Below are 18,543 nucleotides of genomic sequence, written 5' to 3'. Positions count from 1 at the left end.
CCTCGGCCGAGGCCCATGACGGGTTGGCGTGTCCCAACGCGGTTCTGCGCGTTTGCTCAGCTCGGTGTTGCCTCGTGCCGATCGGTGGCCTGTGCTATCCCGAGACGATGAGCGACGGCAGCGCGATCGAGTGGACCGACGCCACGTGGAACCCGGTGCGGGGATGCACCAAGATCAGCCCGGGTTGCAAGCACTGCTACGCCGAGACCTTCGCCGAGCGCTGGCGGGGCCTGCCGAACCATCCTTACGGTCAGGGGTTCGACTTGCGGCTCGTGCCCGAGAAGATCGCGGAGCCGCTGCGGTGGCGCAAGAGCCGGCGGATCTTCGTCAACTCGATGAGCGACCTGTTTCAGGACGGGGTGCCGGTCGAGTTCATCCGCAGCGTGTTCGAGACGATGAACCGCGCGCCGTGGCACACGTACCAGGTGCTGACCAAGCGAGCCGAGCGCATGCGGTCGGTGTGCGCCGGGCTGCCGCGCGATTTGGTTCAACAGCCGCAGATCTGGCTCGGGGTCAGTGTCGAGGATCGCAAGTACGGCTTGCCGCGAATCGACGTGTTGCGCGAGACCCCGGCGGGATTGCGCTTCCTGTCGGTCGAACCGCTGCTCGAGGAGCTCGGGCGGGTCGATCTGCGCGGGATCGACTGGGTCATCGTCGGCGGAGAGAGCGGGCCGGGAGCGCGGCCGATGCAGGAAAAGTGGGTCATCTCGCTGCTCGAGCAGGCGCGGGACGCCGATGTGCCGTTCTTCTTCAAGCAGTGGGGCGGCGTCCAGAAGGGTCGCCACGGCCGAACGCTGCTCGGCCGGACCTTCGACGAGCTGCCCGTCGCTCGACGTCGCGCGGCCCCACGCGACGATGAGAGGCGCGAGCCCGTCCGCCTCGAAGTGCTAGCCTGAACGGGTTTCCTGGAGGGACCCGATGGTCCAACGCGAAGACTATCGACGCCGCGAGCAGGCGTTCGTGAAGCATTACGTCCTCGATCACTATCTGCAGAAGCTCGCGCTGAAGATCGGACACTACCGGCCGAATACGACCCTGAATTATATCGACGGGTTCTCGGGACCCTGGCAGCACGCCACGGAGGAGCTGCGGGACACCTCGCCGCACGTCGCCCTCACTCAGCTGTGCGCGGCGCGGGAGGTCTTGCGGGCGCGGCCGATCGAGCTGCACGTGCGAGGGATGTTCGTCGAGAGGGACCGCGAAGCCTTCGCGTTGCTGGAGCGCTTGCTCGGCGAGCAGTTCGCCTCGGTCGAGTGCGAGGCGTACAACGGCGAGTTCGAGACGCATATCCGGGAGGCGTGCCGCTTCGCGGAGGGAGGGCCCCAGCCGTTCGCCTTCGTCTTCATCGATCCGACCGGCTGGACGGGGTACGGGTTGAAGGCGATCACTCCGCTGCTGCGGGTCCGTCGCAGCGAAGTGCTGATCAACTTCATGACCAAGGACATCACCCGGTTCGTCGACGACGGGGAGTCGGTCGCGCTGCAGTCGTTCATCGACCTGTTCGGCGACGCGACCTACCGCGAGGCCTGGCGCGGGCTGGCCGACCTCGACCGTGAGGACCGGATCGTCGAGGTTTACTGCGAGCGGGTGCTCAAGGCCGGTGACTTCGCGTATTGCGCCCCGACGGTCGTCCTCAATCCTCGCCACGACCGGACCTGCTACCACCTCGTCTATGCCACGCGCAGCCTCCACGGCCTCATCGCATTCCGTGACACCGAGCGCGAGGCGACGCCCGAGCAGCGAGAGGCGCGGGCCGAAGCCAAGCAGCGCGAGCGGCTCTCGAAGGGCGGACAGTTCGAGATGTTCGCGGCGCCGGTCATGGAGACCTCGTACATGGCGGAGCTGCAGCAGCGCTACCACGGCAAGGCTCGGGCGGCGGTGGCGAGCAAGTTGTCCGAGGGCGGGGAGGTCGACTTCGACGTTCTGGTCGCGGCCGCGCTCCAGTACCCCATGACCTGCCTCGGTGACGTCAAGGACTGGCTGAACGGCTGGCGAGATGAGGGCGGGCTCGAGTTCCTGGGCCTGAGCCCGGGCGAGCGCGCGCTCGCGGTCCAGAAGAAGCACCGGCTGCGCGCGCGCGGTAGGCGATCGTCCTAGATTACCGCGACGGGCCGTCAGTCGGGAGCGAGGCGGCGCATCGTCGACCAGTCGGGTACGGCGCGCCAGATCCCGTCGTGAACGAGGAGGGCCTGGACCTCGAAGTCGGCGGGGGCGACGAGCACGACCTGGAACCCGTTCATGATCGTGTGACGCGCGCGCTCGAGGTCTTCGAGGGAGCCGATGTTGTTGAGACGCACGCGGCCTTGCTCGTCGAGGTTGTTGAAGTCGGCGTAGATCCGGACGACGTTGCGCCGGTATTCCGGGTCCGCCCACGCATGGGCGCAGTGGAAGCACTGGACCGTGAGCTTGTCGTGGATGCGTGAGGGCTCGTCCTCGCAGGCGGCGCGCTCGAGCTCGTCGCGGCACGCGTCGCACAGCCAGCACGTCGCCAGGAAGGTCTCATGGTCGACGGGTCGAAACGCGAGGGGCCGGCGTTCGGAGACGGCCGAGTCGACGTGGACGCACAGGGAGATGACGAAGTCGCGGCCGTGCTCGGGGCATTGGAACATCGTCATCGCGCGGGTCCTGTCGTGGAGGCATCGAAGACATGTTTTCAGGACATGCCCGATCGAGCATGTCCTGAAGAGCATGCCTATTTAAAAATAGGCATTCACTGCGCGCCGGAGTCGATGGAGGCGAGGGCGCGGGGGGCGGGGGCGTCGGTGAGGGAGTGGAGGGCGAAGTCGATGGCGACGGACAGGGTGTCTTTCGCGCCGGCCGGGAAGCCGCGGGTGTGGAAGCGGACGATGCCGCGGCGGTCGAAGATGACGACCACGGGGGCGGCGAGGTAGTCGAACATCGCCTCGCGGATGTCGGCGGCGGAGCCCTCGAGGCCGACCGTGTTGCCGTTGTTGGGCGAGGAGTACAGCTGGAAGATCGGGATGAAGCCGTTGGGGCCGGGGTCGGCGTGTTCGCGGACAGTGTCGCGGAAGGCCGGCTCGGCGCGGAAGTCGGTGACGAAGTAGGTGTCGACGCCGGCGGCCGCGAGCTCGTCGCTGAACTCTTGCATCTGGGCGTACACCGCCGGCAGGACGGCCAGCGAGTTGCGGCGCTCCTCGATCATCGGCGGCAGCTCCCAGATCACCAGCAGCGCGGCGCGGCCGTACAGCTCGCGGCCGGTGACGAAGCCGCGCGGCTCGTCGGCGCGGTAGAAGCGGATCGCCGGGATCGCGTGGCCGAACAGCTTGCTGCGGGCCCAGTCGGGCGCGCGGTCGAGGGCGTCGGCGCCGACGGTGAACATCGGCGGCGCGGCGGCGATCGGCGGCAGCAGCTCGTTGGGCCTGGCGACGATCGTCACCTCGCGGATCTCGTTGCCGCCGTACTTGGCGACCTGCAGCTTCAGCGGCGCGTTGCGGGCCAGGTCGATCTGATCGATCTCCGCCCCGCTCGAGACCGGGCGACCGTCGACCGCGAGGATCCGGTCGCCGCGCTTGATCTCGTCGCAGCCGACCTCGCAGCCGAGGTTGTAGGCCACCCACACGCCGCCGGGCGCCAGCTGGCCATGCGCGGGGGGTGGACGCGGCGGGTTGAGCTCGGGGCCGCAGGCACACAGACCCAACGACAGGGTCAGAGCGGAGAGCAGGGAGCGCTGCATGGCGATGTCCTTTGCTCCGTTGAGATTGCCCCGGTTTTCGGCCCGCGCCAGCAGAATATGAATGGCTCGTAATGACGCGTCCGAAGGCCGTCCGAGGCCCCCGGACCGCGAGCCCGGGGGCGGTGCGTGCCGCGAATCAGGCTTCGGCGGTCGCTTCGGCGGCCTGGTGGGCCGGTGTGGTCTGGGGTTTGCGCTCGAGCTTGGGAATCAGCTGCCCGACGAGGCGGATGCTCTTCATGACCTTGTCGTGGGGCAGCTGGCCGACCTGCTGGAAGCACATGAGGCGGTCGATGCCGAGGTCGGCGTAGACCTGCATCTTGCGCAGGCAGGTCTCGGGGCTGCCGACGATGAGCGAGTCCTGCTCGGCGAGGGCCTCGTAAACTTCTTCGGGCGGGACGTCCTCGCCTTGCATGATGCGGCCGATGACGATCTGGGCCCGGTTGACGCGGCCGCCGCTGCGGGCCTTCTCGTCATTGAGGAACTGGCCGAGCAGGGCGCTGCCGGCGGGGTCCTTGAGGCGCCGCTCCTGCTCGGCGGCGACTTGCAGGAACTGCTCCTTGGCCTCGAAGAAGGTGAACGAGCGGTTGGTGTACCAGGCCGCGGCCGTGGCGGCGCCGTTGCGCATCGCCTCCTCGTCGGTGTCGGCGCAGTGGACGAAGGTGAAGAAGGCGACCTTGTCGTTGATGAACTCGCCGACCGGCTTTTTGCACTCCGCGATCGCCTTGCGATAGAGGTCGATCCACGCCTTCACCTGCTCGGGCGGGGCCCACAGAGTGACCCCGAGCGCGCCGACGCCGTTGCGGCCCGCCTGCTCGAACGAGGCCGGCGACGAGCACGCCTGCCACAGCGCCGGGTGCGGCTGCTGCAGCGGCTTGGGCACGATCGGCACGTCCTTGATGTCGAAGTACTGGCTCTTCCACGAGAAGCGCTCTTGCGTCCACATCTTCGGGATCATCTCGAACGCCTGCTGCATCTGGTCGCGCGCCTCGTCGGCGGCGATGTTGAAGGTGCGCCACTCGGGGATGGTCGAGCGCGCGAGGCCGAGTTCGACGCGGCCGTTGCTGAGGTGGTCGAGGAAGGCCGCTCGCTCGGCGATCCGGATCGGGTGGTTGAACCGGTACGGCGCCAGCGCGGCCGAGTGGCCGAGGCGAAGGTTCTTCGTGTGCTGCGAGATCGCCGTCAGCAGGATCTCCGGCGCCGACGACAGGCTGAACTCCTCGCCGCCGTGGTGCTCGACCTGCCACCACGTGCCGTAGCCCATCTCGTCGGCCAGCTTGGCTTGCTCGAGCGCCTCCATGATCCGCCGGTGCTCGTGGTCCGGCGTCCACGGCCGCGGGTCCTGAATTTCGGTGAAGATATCCAGCTTCATCGCAACCTCCTCCCGGGCGCGGCCCGGCCTTCGTCCCTCTGCAAATAGTGCAGAGAAAACAGAATAGCGGTCAGGTGTCCGGCGCCAAGCTCAGGTCGCTGGAAAGCTGCGGTCGTGATCGCGCGAGCGCGGCGGAACGCGAAGACGACGCGACCCCGGCCGAGGGGCGCGGGGTCGCTTGGGGTTCGGCGGCCGCGGAGGGCGAATCGCCGAAGGGAAGGCTGCGAAGGCGGGTTTACGAGCGGCGACGACGGAGCACGAAGAGGCCGGCGAGGGCGAGGATCGCCGCGCCGAGGTCTCCTGCCCCCTGATTGCAGCCGCAGCCCTGATCTTTGTCGCCGCCGCCGGTGGCCGAGTCCTCGCCGAGGGTGTCGGTGTCGGTGTCGGTCGCGGTGAGCACGGGGCCGCCGGGGCCGGTGGTCGGGTCGATCGACTCGATGGTGCAGCTCGGGCTGCAGCCGTCGCCGGCGTCGAGGTTGCCGTCGTCGCAGGCCTCGATGCCGCTGACGATGCCGTCGCCGCAGGTGCCCTGGGTGACCGAGCCGGTGCCGACGACGCACAGCTCGTCGATGTTCCAGCCGCCGAACTCGAGCGCCTCGTCGCCCTCGAGGATGAACTCGAGCTGGAGCTGACCGTCGCTGACGAACGGCGTGAGGTCGATGTCCTGGAACCGCCACTCGCCGTCGAGGTGGTGGAGGTTGCCGGCGTCGTTGGCGGCGTTGGCCCACGCCTCGCCGTTGTTGGCGAGCACGATGGCCTGGTCGAAGGTGTGGTCCTCGACCTCGAGCCAGCGGTGCATCTGCAGGCGCACCGTGCTGTGGCCGGCGACGTTGAGGACGGGGCCGAGCATGTGGCTCTCGAGGAAGCTCTCGTAGGTGCCGGGCGGGGCGAGGCCGTTGCCGGCGACGCTGCTGCCGTTGAAGGCGGCGCCCGGGTCGGGGCCGCCTGCGGGCGCGCCGAAGGCCCAATCGCCGGTGAGCTGCCAGCCCTGGGCCCCGGGGCCCGACTCGAAGTCCTCGCAGAAGATGTTGGTGACGGGGCCGAGGTAGAGCTCGTAGGTCGGGTCGGCCGGGTTCTTGGGGAACACCACGGTCGAGCCGCCCTGCAGCAGGAGGCGCACCTGGTACTCGAGCACCTTGCCGTCGCCGACGTTGGGCATGATGCCGGCGAAGCCGCCCTGGCTCGGGTTCATCGGCACCATCCCGCTCTGCTCCTCGCCGCGCACGCGCCAGTGCAGCTCGGCGCCGAGCGGGCTGAGGTTGAGGCAGGCCTTCTGCTCGCCGGCCACGACCAGGTCGACGAGCACGCCGTCGGGGGTCGGGGCCGCGGTGATCACCTGGGCGTCGACGGCCGACGCGCCGACGAGGCCGTGGGCGTCGAAGGCGACGTTGATCTCGCACTCGTTGGGTGTCCCGTTGGACAGGTCGCCGTCGTCGTCGTCGGCGAGCAGGACCTCGGGGTACATGCTCGGCATGTCGACCGCGCGGCGGATCGACTCGAACCACAGCTTGTTGACGAGGGTGACGCCGGGGCCGGCGCCGTGCTTGTTCCGCAGCGCCTTGCGCAGGTCCCACAGCGCGCCGGCGATGATCCGCCCGGCGTCGTGGATCTCGCCGTTGTCCTCGGGCCAGTGCCACTCCGAGCCCTGCGGGTCGAGCTCGCGCAGCGGCGAGTCGCTGCCCTTGAAGAAGCCGGGCGCGAGGTCCGGCGAGTCGGTGATCGTCGCGCTCAGGAAGTCGGAGATGCCCTCCGACAGCGCGCCGTCGGGGAAGCCCACCCCCGGGATGATGCCCTGGAAGTGCACGTTGTGGCCGAACTCGTGGTAGACGACGTCGGCGATCCGGCCGGTGTTCTCGCACTGGACGTCGGACTGGAAGAAGTTGATGGTCTCGCCGTCGGCGAAGGCGTTGCACACGTCGGCGATGTTGACGTTCGCCGGCATCTGCTGGTCGAGGAAGGTGAAGTCGGGGGCGATCGCGCGGACGAACTGCTTGACCCGGTCGGCGTGCACGTAGGTGCTGAGCTGGGCGTCGAGGAACTCGTCGGTCGAGGCGTTCCAGGTCACCTGACCACCTGGCGGAAGGGCCAGGTTGGTGGCGGCCGAGGGACCGGCCTCGCTGGCGACGGCGACGAACGAGCCGAGCACGCTGGTGGCGACGTTGGCCGGGCCGCCGTCGGCGAAGCTGACCGCGCCGGTGATCGAGGTGACCGCGGCGGCGCCGTTGACGACCACGCCGAGGTTGGCGGCCGCGAACTCGAGCCGCTGGCCGCCCGGGCCGCGCACCGGCGCGTTGATCTTGAGGTTGCCGGAGGCGAAGCGCAGCAGCTGTTCGCGCGCCAGCGGCTCGCCGGTGGCGGCGTCGACGTAGACGGCCCAGCGACCGATCGGCGCGGTGGTGTGCACGGTGACCCGCAGGACCTCGCGGTAGCCGCGGACGCGGTCGTCGTCGACGAGCGGGAGGATGAACGGGCCCTCGACGAGGTCGGCGCGGGCGGTGCTGCCGTCGGCGGCGATCCACCCGCGGGCCCGCTCGCGCGCGACGGGGTCGGGGACCGGGCTGTCCGTGAGGACAGCCTTGACCCTGGGCAGGGCCTCGCTGCCGATCATCGCCAGCTGCCCGCCCTTGAAGCGGAAGCTGACCTGACCGCCGAGGACCGGGCGCCCGTGGTAGCGCTGGGCGAAGCCGAGGCTGTGGATGCCGGCGGACAGGTCGTCGCCGACGAGCACGAAGTCGTCGGCCTTGCTGCCGGGCGCGAGCAGGTCGAGGTGGCGACCCAGCAGGTCCTGGGCGCTGCGCAGCTCGAGGTCGCGGCCCTGGATGGCCCTCGGGACAGCTCCCTTGAGGCCCCAGATCCGCAGCGGCACGCCGGTCGCGGCGTCCCACAGGACGTCGCCGGGGTCGAGCGCGGCGGCGAGGCGGCGATACGCGGCCCGGGCCGCGGGCGGGGCGGCGTGGACCACCGCCCGCGAGGACCTCGCCTGGGGCCCGGCAGCGGCCGCGAACTCGACGGTCGCGCGCCGGCCTGCTTGCGGGACGAACGCCTCGGCCCGCTCCGGCGCGAGCCAACAGAGCGCTGTCACGATCGTCGTCGAAAGACTACCCGCAGCAATATTCTTTAAACGCACATTACTCGCTTACGCGCTCCTCAGCAGGCCGTCAAGCGCGGAGCGCGGACGTCGGCCGGCGTCGCGTCCGCCGCCGCCAGCCGAGTCCGACGAGGGCGAGCATCCATGCGCTGGAGCCACCCGCGCCCCCCGCGCCCCGGCAACCACAACCGCCCATGTCGGCCGCGCCGGCGGTGGTCGCCGAGTCGTCGCCGGCGTCGCTGTCAGTCTCGGGCTCCTCGCCGCCGGTGGTCGACGGCGCCCCTTCGGTGGGGTCTTCGGGCGTTTCCACGGTGCACGTCGCGCTGCATCCGTCACCGTCCGCGGAATTCCCGTCGTCACATCCCTCACCCGCGGCGATCACCCCGTCGCCGCAGACGGGCGCCGGCGGCTCCTCGACGCCGACGATGCACACGTCGTCGATCGTCCAGCCGCCGAGCTCGAGGCCGCCGTCCGACGACAGGCGGAAGATCAGCTGAGCGGTGCCGGAGAAGGCGACCGGGGTGATGTCGACGTCGTGGAAGTTCCACTCGCTGTCGCGATGATGGGTCTTGCTGTTGTTGTCGCCCATCATGCTGTTGAAGTTGCGCCAGCCGAGCTCGCCGTTGACGAGGATCTCCGCCTTGTCGAAGTAGGCGTCCTCGACGTTGAGCCAGCGCTGGTACTGCAGGCGGTAGGTGGCGAAGCCCGGCGGCAGCTCGACGAGCGGGCCGGTCAAATTCATGACGCGCTGCGGCGAGTAGCGGCCGTCGCCCGCGAGGTCGATGCCCGCCACCTTCTCGCCGGCGAACGCGGCGTCGGGGTCGCCCGACTTGGCCTGCGGCGCGCCGACCTCCCACTCGGTGCCGAGCGTCCAGCCCGACACGTCGCCCTCGAAGCCCTCGCACCAGATCGGCACGACCTCGCCGTAGTAGCGCTGGTACCACGGATAGGCCGGGTTGGCCGGGAACTGGGCCTGCGTGTCGTCGCTGAGGTCGGCGACGACGCGGTACTCGATCACAGTGCCGTCGGCCTGCGGCGGCAAGGCGCCGGTGAAGCCCTCGGGCGTGGTCGTCATCGTCGCCTCGCTGACCTCGGGGGTGCCGCGCACGCGCCACTCGAGGGTCGCGCCGGTCGGCGCCAGGTCGATGCACGAGCCCTGCGCGGCCTGGATGTCGAGCGCGACCGGGACGCTGCCGTCGGCCTCGGCCGCCAGGGTGCGCACCTTGCCGCCGAGGATGGCGGCGCCGACCAGGCCGTGCTTGTAGAACACCTGGTCGATGAGACAGCTGTGAGGTGTCCCGTTGGACAGGTCGCCGTCGTCGTCGTCGACCAGCAGCGCCTCGGGGTACATGGTCGGGATGTCGCTGGCGCGGCGGATCGACTCGTACCAGATCTTGTCGGAGTGGGCGACGCCCTCGGCCTCGCCCAGCTCGGCGACGAGCTCGGTCCGCAGGTCCCACAAGGTGCCGCCGATGATGCGGCCCTCGTCGTGGGCCTCGCCGCGGTCCTCGGGCCAGTGCCACTCGTAGCCGTCGGGGTCGAGGTCTCGCAGCGGCTGAGTGTTGAGGAAGAAGCCGCGGGCCATGGCGGGATCGCCGGTGATGGTGGCGCTGAGGTAGTCGGAGATGCCCTCGGACAGCGCGCCCTCGAACAGGCCGACGCCGGGGATCAGCGACTGGTTGTGCACGCTGTGGCCGGACTCGTGATAGACGACGTCGGGGATCCGCGCGGTGTTCTCGCAGTTCTCGCTGCCGTCGTAGAAGAACAGGTCGTCGCCGTTCGACATCGCGTTGCAGGCGCCGCTGTTGTCGCTGACGGTGAGGTTGACCTGTCCGTCGAGCCAGGGCAGCGGCTCGCTGATGATGCCCCTCACGTACTCCTTGGCGAAGTTCGCGGCGACGTAGGCGGTGAGCTGGGCGTCGAGGTGCGGGTCGTCCGAGCCGCTCCACTGGACGTCGCTGCCGCCGTCGAGCGAGACGACCTGGCTGGCCAGCTCGCCGGCCTTGTTGATGATGCGGACGAAGTCACCGCGCACGCCGAGGCCGATCTGCACTGTGTTGGCGTCGAAGGTGACGACGCCGGCGCCGTCGGTGGTGGCCGGGACGTCGTCGATGGTGACGTCGAGGAACGGCGCCGGCCGCAGCACCCGCTCGCCGAAGCTCGGGCTGCGCTCGGGGACCTCGTAGAGGACGGTGCCGGTGGCCGAGACGACGGTCGAGACGCGCGCCAGCGGGGCGCCGGTGGCGGCGTCGACGTAGACGGTCCAGCCGCCGAGCGGCCGCTCGGAGGCGACGTCGACCGCGCGCGCCTCGACGTAGCGGATCGGGCCGCTGCCGACGAGCGGGAGGATGACGGGGGCGGAGACGTCGCCGGCGGTGGCGTTCGGGTGCTCGACGCGCAGCCACTCGAGGGCGCGCGCGCGGGCGAGGTCGTCGGCGATCGGGCTGTCCGTGAGGACAGCTCGCACGTGCGGCAGGGCCTCGCTGCCGATCAAGGTGAGGCGGTCGTGCTTGAAGCGGAGGCTGAGCTGCCCGCCGACGACGCGGCGGCCGTGGTAGGTCTGGGCGTAGCCGAGGCTGCGGATGCCGGCCGAGAGGTCGTCGCCGACCAGCTCGAAGTCGTCGAGCCGCGCGCCAGGGGCGAGGAGGTCGAGGTGCGCGGCGAGGAAGTCGCCGGCGACGCGCTGCGCCACCAGGCTCGAGGCGAGGGCGCCGTCGGCCGGCAGACCCGCGCCCCACACGCGCGTGGGCACGTGCGTGTCGGCGTCCCAGATCGCCTGGGCGCCGGGGCCGAGCTCGGCGGTGAGCCGGCGCCAGGCGGCAGTGGCCGTCCGCGGCGGCGTGTGGCCGAGATCGACCGCTCGCTGCAGGCGCATCCCGACCCCCGGAGCAGGCTGCCAGGCGCCCGGCGCGACGGGACGGGCCTGGGCCTCGCCCGCGAGCGGAAGAGCAAGAATCACGACGAGACTGGCGGAGCTCAGGAGACGGCTGAACATGGACTTCCTGGCAAAGCACGCTAGCCGCGCCCGCAAGTCCCCGTCAACCGAAGCGCTGGGCTCTTATTGTGAAGGTATGGTCGGCGGGAGCTCCGCCGGGTCGTGGAAGATCTGCCAGCGCGCCTCCGGGACGCCCGCGAAGGCCGTGCGGTAGCGTGGGGCATCGCGGCCCTCGTCGGTGACGTCACGGATGTAGATCGCGACGACCTGGTCGGGGAACTCACGGTAGGCCTCGGCGTAGGCCTCCGGATCCATCTCGCCCGAGTCGCCGACGAGCACGAAGCGCCGACCCGGCGCGCCGCGGAGGAGGGCGCGCAGCAGCGGGCCCTTGTACGCCTTCGGGTCCTCGAACAGCGAGAAGAAGCTCGAGTCCTTCGCGCGGAACAGCTTGAGGTGCATGCTGCCCGCCGGGAAGCCGGCCGCGCCGGAGAAGTCGAGCAGGGCGTCGTAGAGCTGCCACGGGCTGGCCGAGAGGTAGTGGAACGCAGCGCCGGCCGCGGCCCACCGCTGGTACTGCGCGGCCATGCCGGGCACTGCCTCGAATTCTTTCAAGAAAGTCCGCTCGAGCAGGCGCTGCTTGTCGCGGACCTCGCTGATCTTGATGGTGTCGTCGACGTCCGAGACGACCGAGACGCCGGCGCCGTCGAGGCGGACGATGGTGCCGACGAAGCTGCGCGCGTCTCCCGGCTGCAGCACCGCGGTGACAGGGGTCATGAGCGACGGGAGGTCGGCGTCGTCGAGGCGCAGGGTCGTCTCGCTGTGGCCGTTGGCGCCGGTGACCGCGAGGGCGTGTTCTTTTGAAGCAATGCGGACGACGACTCGCTTGCCGCTCTCGTTGTCGACGAGGAAGGCGCGGGCCCGCCGGCGGAACACCTGGTTCGACTCGCTGCCGGGCGGCAGCTCGAGCGCGGTCACGAGGCCGTCGATCGCGGCGCCGCGCAGCCAGGCGTCCTCCTCGGGCTCGAACGTCCAGACGCGCAGGTCGACGCGCCAGCCGTCGCCGTCGCGCACCGCGACCGCGGGCAAGAGGCGCACGTCCTCGTCGGCCTTGAGGTTGGAGGGAAAACCGACGCGCTGGACGGTGGGCTCGGGCTCGGGGACAGGAGGGGCGGACGGGGCGGGGGACGCCGGCGCGGGGTCCTGGGGGCGATCGCAGGCGGCGGCGAGCAGCGACGACAGGGCCGCGAGGACGAGCCGGCGGGCGAGCGGGGCGGTTGTGCATGTCCGAGAGGACATGTTCGAACGGTCATGTGTGAAGGAGCCGGCTCGAGGGGCGGAATGATCCGCGGCTCTTGCCGGGCGGGACATGCCCGGAAGGACAGGCTCGCACGGGGGCGCATGCGCGCTCGAGATGTCCGGAAGGACAGGTTTCTCCGCGGCTCGAGCGGGGACGGCCGCGCCGGGCGTGTCCTGGAGGACAGGTCCGGCCGCGGCCGTCGTGGGGGCGGCGCGGCTCTCGAGCGCCGAGTGGGTCACGAGGCGGCGCTCGTCCGGCCGATCGTCTGCTGCCAGGTGGGGCGCTCGCTGAGGCGGCGCCACCAGTGGCCGACGCGCTCGCTGGCGTCGATGAGGCCGATCTCGCCGGCGGCCGCGAGGTACTCGACGTAGGGCATGAAGAAGATGTCGGCGAGAGTGAGGCCGTCGCCGACCAGGAAGTTGCGGTTCTCGAGCTGGCGCTCCATCACCGCGACGGCCTTCTTCACGCCCTTGCGGCCCTCCTCGACGGCGGCCATGTCGGGGTCCTTGCCGAACAGCTTGCCGAACACGAGGTTGTAGATGATCTTCATCGCCGGGCCGGTGAAGTTGGAGGTCTCGATCGAGATCCACTGCTCCACGAGGGCCCGCTGGCGCGTGTCGGCCGGCATCAGCGAGGGGCCCGAGAGCTTGGCGTCGAGGTAGCGGCAGATCGCGCGCGACTCGTACAACTGCCAGCCGTCGTCGTCCTCGAACGCCGGGATCTGGCCCCACGGCTGCCGCGCCAGGTGCTCGGCGTTGTGGCCCTCGCCCTTCATGATGTCGACCATGACAAACTCGGCCTGGTGGCCCTTCTCGGCCAGCGTCATCAGGACCTTGCGCGTACACGTACTCATCGGGTGCCCGTAGACCTTCATCGTCTCGCGTCTCCTGCTTCGCGGAAGTGGGCGCCATGTTTATCACGACAGCCGCGCGCATGTCCGCGCGGGGCCCGAGGTGTCGCAGCGGGCGGAGCGACGATGTTCTCGCGCGCAACGCGAATGCGCGGAGAGTCGCCTACATCGAGCTCGGCGCGAGTGCGAGGTGAGGCGCGCGTGCGATCGTCGCACGACGCGGTGATGTCGCGAAGGATCACCGCAGGTCACGATCGCGTCGTCGCGCGTCGCTCGCGGTCGTCGCAGCTCGGCGGCCGTTCGGCAGCTGCGACGTCGCCGCTCACTCGGTGATCACGACCGCCGAGGCCTTGCCGAACGCGCCGCTGGCGGGCGTGACCGAGTGCCAGCCGTCGGGCAGGGCGGGCGCGGTGAAGCCGAACAGCCAGCGGGCGTCGGGCGGGGACAGGTTGACGCAGCCGTGGCTGCGCACCAGGCCGAAGCCGCCGTGCCAGAAGGCGCCGTGGAGGGCGACGTTGTTGTGGAAGTACTGCGTCCACGGCACGTCTTCGATCGAGTAGGCGTCGTCCTCGACCGGCTGGTCGCGCATCGACGTGGCGATGTGCTTGCTCTGCAGCCGGTGGACGCCGATCGGCGTCATGCCGGGCTCCTTGCCGGTGGACACGATCGTGGTGAACACCGGGCGGTCGCCGACGTAGGCGACGAGGGTCTGCTCGGACAGGTCGACGTGGACCCACTTCTCCTCGGGGCCGACGCCGGGCGGGCGCTTCAGCTTGTACGACTGGCCGACGGCGTACTCGGGCAACAGGTTGCCCTCGGCGTCCTCGTAAAAGCGGGCGGTGCCGATCGTCACCTTGCGGACGAACGGGTGGCGCGAGCGCCGGATCGGCTTCTTGTCCTCGAGCTTGATCAGCGCGTCGCCCTCGCCCGAGCGGCGCTGCAGCGGCGTCTCGCGCACGATCCAGTGGATCGGCAGGTCCTCCTCGCCGCGCAGCACCAGGCCCTGGAAGGTCGAGCCCTCGCGCTGCTCGAGCTGGTACTTGCGGGCGAACGTGCCGCGCAGGGTGCGGAGGAACTTGCGCTCGCTCTTGACCGCCTCGCCGGCCACGGTGACGTAGAAGCCGGCGTTGAGGTACTCCTTGACCACCGCCGGGACCTCGGGCGGGCGATCGGCGGGCGTGGTCGGCATGAGCGCTCGGCCATGTTCCGAGAGCCATGTCTTTGCGGCCATGTCGGCCTGATCCTGCTCGCCGAAGGCCGGCAGGCGGTGGAAGAACGGGGTGCCGTCGTGCGAGACGCGCCAGTACTCGTAGGGCATGGCGGCGTCGAGGCGCGGGCGCGGGGTGGCGACCACGCCGTCGTCCGGCGGCGCGTCGGCGACCTCGAGGCCGGCGTTGAGGCAGACCCACCCGGTCGGGTAGACCTTGTGCCAGCCCTTGGTGCAGCCGCCGCCGAAGCTGAGCTCCGTGTCGGTGCGCACGCGCGTGCCGATGCGCAGGATGCCGAGGATCGGGGCGTCGCGCTCGGTCCGCTCGCGCACCAGCGCGGCGAGGCCGGTGACGAGGCCGTGCTTGGGGTACTTGGCCTCGAGCTCGGGCGTCCACTCCGGCGGCGCGGCGTAGACCGGCGGGAAGGCGGTGAAGGTGCGGTTGGCGTCGGGCGTGTAAGGATCGGCCGGGGTGGCCGGCGTGTCCGCGGCGATCGCGGGCGCTCCGGCCGGTTCGGCGGCGGAGGAGATCACGGACGCCTCGGGCCCCGCGGGTTCCGGCGCGAGATCGGCGGGCGGTTCGGGGTGATCGCCCGGCGCCTCGAGCCCGCCGTTGGGCTGGCGCAAGCCAGTCTCGTACACCGCCGCTGATAGGACGACGCCGCAGAGAAAGCTCCCGACGCCCTCGATGAGCCGCCTGCGCTGCATGTCGCCGAAGTGCCGCGGACGATAGCCGCGCGGCCCCGCGGTGGCAACCCGCTTGCTCCAAACGCAGGGGCTCGTCCATGCTCTCCGCCGTGACCTTCGTCCCCGCGCCGCCCCGGCGACTCGCGCCCGCTCCCGCCCTCGCACCGGCGCGTCGCGCTTCGCGGCGGACCCGGTGGGGCTCTGCGATCGCGGTGGCCCTCGCGCTGGCCGCGAGCTCCGCGACCGCCGCGGCTGCGGCGCCGTCGTCGGCCGCGGCGGGAAGAGGGGAGGCCCTGTCATTGCCCGCGTCGTCGCCTGCTCCTTCGGACAGCTCGTCTGGCGCGCCAGCAGCGGGCGCGTCGGCGCCCGGCCCGGCTGCGTCACCTGCTCCGGCCGCGGGCGCGGCTCCGGCAGCCTCGGCGCCCGGTCCGGCCGCGTCACCGCCGGCTGCGTCGTCGCCGGCTGCGGCGGGGAGCGCACCTGGTCCTTCGGACAGCTCGGCACCCGCCGACGGCGCCGCGGCAGAACCTGGCTCCGAAGACAGCTCGAGATCGGAGCGCAAGCTCGAGGGTCCGGCCGACGCGGCGGCCGTGGAGGCGCCGGCCGAGGCCCCGCCGCCGGCGCGTCCGGCCTCGGCGAAGCCGCCGCGGGTCGACGGCACCTACGTCGGCGGCACGCTCGGCCCGGGCGTCAGCTTCGCGCGGGTCAACGACTTCCCGACGCCGAACCCGTTCGTCGGCGGCGGCGGCACCCTGCGCGTCGGCGAGGTCATCTACCCGTGGATGAGCATCGGCGTCGAGATCTCCGGCAACCTCGCCTACCGCAACGCCGACCCGCGCCAGCGCCTGCTGCAGGGCGCGTTCCTGGTCGACTTCGGCTTCTACCCGGCCGCCAAGAAGCAGCTGCCGCTGTCGCTACGCGCCGGCTTCGGCGCCGGCGGCGGGGCGGTCCGCGAGCGCGGCCGACAGGACCGGTCCGGCTTCGGCGGGGCGGTGTTCACCGCGGCGGTCCGCTACGAGTTCTTCCCGGGCGCCGCCAAGCGCCGGCCCAAGCGCGGCGGCGGCCTCTCGATCGGCCCCGAGCTGGGCTGGATCGGCTTCCTGCCGGCGGCCAAGGGCCGGCCGATGTCGAACACCGTGTACCTCGGGGTGTTCATCGGCTTCTACTTCGGCTCGTGAGCGCCAGGGCCCTCGCGGGGGCCGGCGCGCGAGGCGTGGCGCGGCGCATAAAGCGGGCGGCGAGGCTCGGGAAGGCTGAAGCGGCGAGGCGCTTCGAGGGCCAGCGAGCGGCCGCGGTCAGCTCGGCGGCCGGTGAAGCGGGTGACGGATCGGGCATGTCCTCGAGGGCATGCCCGATCGGACATGCTTTAAAAAGCATGTCCAGGAGAACATGCCCGATAGGGCGTCAGCTGAACATCATCGCCGCGACCACCAGGGCCAGCAGCGCGGCGATCCACGTGAGGGTGGTGGCGTCGAGCGGCGGCGGGCCGTGGACGGGCAGGCGGTAGGAGACGGCAGGGGCGGGGGCCTCGGCGGGCGGGGCGGGGGCCGGCATCGAGGCGAGGGCGAGCCGCACCTCGGGCGGGGGTTCGGTGCGGCGGCGGTCGACCTCGACGTGCACCAGGAGGTCGCCGGGACGACCGCCCGCGAGCGCCTCGCCCTGGCCGCGCAGGCGCACGACCCCGCCGGTGGGGAAGCCGGCCGGCAGCGACAGGCGCACGCGGTCGTCGGTGTCGAGCGAGGACACGGTGCGGCGCGCGTATCCGCCCTCGGCCGCGAGGTCGAGCGGCACGCGGACCTCGTACGCGAACGGGAGGCCGAGAGCCCAGGCGGGGACCGTGACGTCGGCGTGGAGGTCGCGTCCGCGGGGGCCGGGCGCCTCGGGTTCGAAGATGCTGCCGAGCTGCGTCAACGCGCGGCCACTATACCGCGCGCCCCGGCGCTTGCGCCACGGCCCTCGGTGGTGCCAAAACCCCGAGGACATGGGCGAGGTCAACTTCGACGGGCTGATCGGGCCGACCTACAACGATGGGCTCGCCGCCGGTGTGGCGCCGAGTCAGCGCGCCGGCTCGACCACCAACCCGAAGGCCGCGGCGCTCGCGGGCCTGACGAAGATCCGGCTGGCCCGCTCGCTCGGCCTGCAGCAGGCGGTGCTGCCGCCGCAGCCGCGGCCCAACGTCGACTGGCTGCGGCGGGTCGGCTTCACCGGTGACGACGAGCGGGTCCTGCGCGCCGCGGGCGAGGGCGACGGCATGTGGCTGCGCCTGTGCAGCAACCCCTCGTCGATGTGGGCCGCCAACGCGGCGACGGTGGCGCCGAGCAGCGACACGCGCGACGGCCGCGTGCACTTCGTGGTCGCCAACCTGCAGCACATGCTGCACCGCTCGCAGGAGGCCGAGGCCACGCACGCGGTGCTGTCGGCGATCTTCCGCGACGAGGCGCGCTTCGCCGTGCACGCGCCGCTGCCCGGGGTGCATCAGCTCGGCGACGAGGGCGCGGCCAACACGCTGCGGCTGAAGGTCGGCGAGCGGCCGGCGGTGCACGTGTTCGCGTGGGGCCGCGGCGCGTACGTGCGGCACGCGGCGGCGCGGTTCCCGGCGCGGCAGACGATCGAGGCCTCGCAGGCGCAGGTGCGGCTGCTGCAGCTCGAGGCGGCGCGGGTGTTGTTCCCGCAGCAGCACCCCGACGGCCTCGACGGCGGCGCCTCGCACACCGACGTCCTCGCGGTCGCGCACGGCTCGCTGCTGCTGATCCACGAGCTCGCGCTGCGCGACGTCGGCAGCGTGCTGACCGAGCTGCGGCGGCGCCTCGGCTCGGCGCTGCAGGTCGCGCTGGCCCGCAACGCCGACCTGCCGCTGCAGGACGCGGTCGCCACCAGCGTGTTCGGCGGCCAGTTCTACACCTGTCCCGACGGACAGCTCGGCTTCCTGGTGGCTGCCGAGACCCGCGAGAACGTCGCGGCGCGCGGCTACCTCGACCGCCTGGTCGCCGACGGCCACGTGTCGCAGATCCGCGAGGTCGACCTGCGGCCGGCGCTGCGCCACGGCGGCGGCCCGGCGTCGCTGCGCCTGCGCGTGACCCTCGACGAGCGCGAGATGGCCGCGCTCGGCGGGCGCGTGATCGTCGACGACGCCCTCGAGGCCGCGCTGGTCGCCTGGGTCGAGAAGCACTACCGCGACCGCCTCACGCCCGACGACCTCGCCGACCCGCAGCTGCTGCGCGAGGTCCGGACCGCGCTCGACGAGCTGACGCAATTGTTGGCGCTGGGTTCGGTCTACTCGTTCCAGCGCTGACCGCGGCGAACGCAGCGCGAGGGCGCGGCGCCGGCGGCTCCTCCGGGGCTGGCCCAGCATCCGTGACGTGGTCGGCGGCGAGGCGCCCGCGGCCCGGTCCCGGCTGTTGGACATCGGCTACATT

General features: G+C 71.4%; 13 protein-coding genes. 4 read left to right on the top strand and 9 right to left on the bottom strand.

Translation table 11 applies throughout. The features are described 5' to 3' along the window. Positions 1-107: 107 nt before the first annotated feature. Together O0S08_RS40515 and tcmP are read left to right on the top strand one after the other, a co-directional pair. Positions 108-896: a DUF5131 family protein gene (locus tag O0S08_RS40515; RefSeq protein WP_269034862.1), complete on the top strand. Its 789-nt coding sequence runs from the start codon at positions 108-110 to the stop codon at positions 894-896. A gap of 22 nt (positions 897-918) precedes the next feature. Further along, positions 919-2,097 (top strand): three-Cys-motif partner protein TcmP, encoded by a 1,179-nt coding sequence (gene tcmP / locus O0S08_RS40510; protein ID WP_269034861.1) that lies wholly within the window; start codon positions 919-921, stop codon positions 2,095-2,097. 17 nt (positions 2,098-2,114) lie between these two features. On the opposite strand, the gene O0S08_RS40505 is transcribed toward tcmP, so the two are convergent. The 8 genes from O0S08_RS40505 to O0S08_RS40470 all read right to left on the bottom strand — a co-directional run bounded on the left by O0S08_RS40505 (position 2,115) and on the right by O0S08_RS40470 (position 15,067). Then, positions 2,115-2,615, bottom strand: coding sequence for a hypothetical protein (locus tag O0S08_RS40505; RefSeq protein ID WP_269034860.1), 501 nt, complete (start codon positions 2,613-2,615; stop codon positions 2,115-2,117). A 95-nt stretch (positions 2,616-2,710) separates the two neighbouring features. After that, a complete protein-coding gene (locus tag O0S08_RS40500; RefSeq protein ID WP_269034858.1) occupies positions 2,711-3,694 on the bottom strand; it encodes a hypothetical protein in 984 nt (327 codons plus the stop codon). 136 nt (positions 3,695-3,830) lie between these two features. Beyond that, on the bottom strand, positions 3,831-5,063 hold the full coding sequence (locus tag O0S08_RS40495) for an LLM class flavin-dependent oxidoreductase (protein WP_269034856.1): 1,233 nt from the start codon (positions 5,061-5,063) through the stop codon (positions 3,831-3,833). A 235-nt stretch (positions 5,064-5,298) separates the two neighbouring features. After that, positions 5,299-8,145 carry a DUF4215 domain-containing protein gene (locus O0S08_RS40490; RefSeq protein ID WP_269034854.1) on the bottom strand — a complete coding sequence of 949 codons (2,847 nt, stop codon included), beginning with the start codon at positions 8,143-8,145 and terminating at the stop codon, positions 5,299-5,301. 76 nt (positions 8,146-8,221) lie between these two features. After that, complete coding sequence (locus O0S08_RS40485; RefSeq protein WP_269034852.1) at positions 8,222-11,110, bottom strand: DUF4215 domain-containing protein; 2,889 nt, start codon at positions 11,108-11,110, stop codon at positions 8,222-8,224. A gap of 99 nt (positions 11,111-11,209) precedes the next feature. Then, on the bottom strand, positions 11,210-12,382 hold the full coding sequence (locus O0S08_RS40480) for a phosphatidate phosphatase App1 family protein (RefSeq protein ID WP_269034850.1): 1,173 nt from the start codon (positions 12,380-12,382) through the stop codon (positions 11,210-11,212). Between the two features lie 236 nt (positions 12,383-12,618). Next, a complete protein-coding gene (locus O0S08_RS40475; protein ID WP_269034849.1) occupies positions 12,619-13,257 on the bottom strand; it encodes a glutathione S-transferase family protein in 639 nt (212 codons plus the stop codon). Positions 13,258-13,555: 298 nt separating this feature from the next. Beyond that, on the bottom strand, positions 13,556-15,067 hold the full coding sequence (locus tag O0S08_RS40470; RefSeq protein ID WP_269034847.1) for a L,D-transpeptidase family protein: 1,512 nt from the start codon (positions 15,065-15,067) through the stop codon (positions 13,556-13,558). A 650-nt stretch (positions 15,068-15,717) separates the two neighbouring features. Between O0S08_RS40470 and O0S08_RS40465 the strand changes: the two genes are divergently transcribed. Then, on the top strand, positions 15,718-16,305 hold the full coding sequence (locus O0S08_RS40465; protein WP_269034845.1) for a hypothetical protein: 588 nt from the start codon (positions 15,718-15,720) through the stop codon (positions 16,303-16,305). A gap of 226 nt (positions 16,306-16,531) precedes the next feature. Here the strand turns inward: O0S08_RS40465 and O0S08_RS40460 are convergent, their stop codons facing one another. After that, positions 16,532-17,038, bottom strand: a complete 507-nt coding sequence (locus tag O0S08_RS40460; RefSeq protein ID WP_269034844.1) for a DnaJ C-terminal domain-containing protein — start codon at positions 17,036-17,038, stop codon at positions 16,532-16,534. A gap of 70 nt (positions 17,039-17,108) precedes the next feature. Here O0S08_RS40460 and O0S08_RS40455 point away from each other — a divergent pair, with 70 nt between their 5' ends. Continuing rightward, a complete protein-coding gene (locus tag O0S08_RS40455; protein ID WP_269034843.1) occupies positions 17,109-18,419 on the top strand; it encodes an N-succinylarginine dihydrolase in 1,311 nt (436 codons plus the stop codon). Positions 18,420-18,543: the final 124 nt, after the last annotated feature.

Source organism: Nannocystis punicea (genome assembly GCF_026965555.1).
Lineage (GTDB): Bacteria > Myxococcota_A > Polyangia > Nannocystales > Nannocystaceae > Nannocystis > Nannocystis punicea.
The sequence above is the reverse complement of the archived record's forward strand: the minus strand, read 5'-3'. Positions and strand labels throughout refer to the sequence as shown.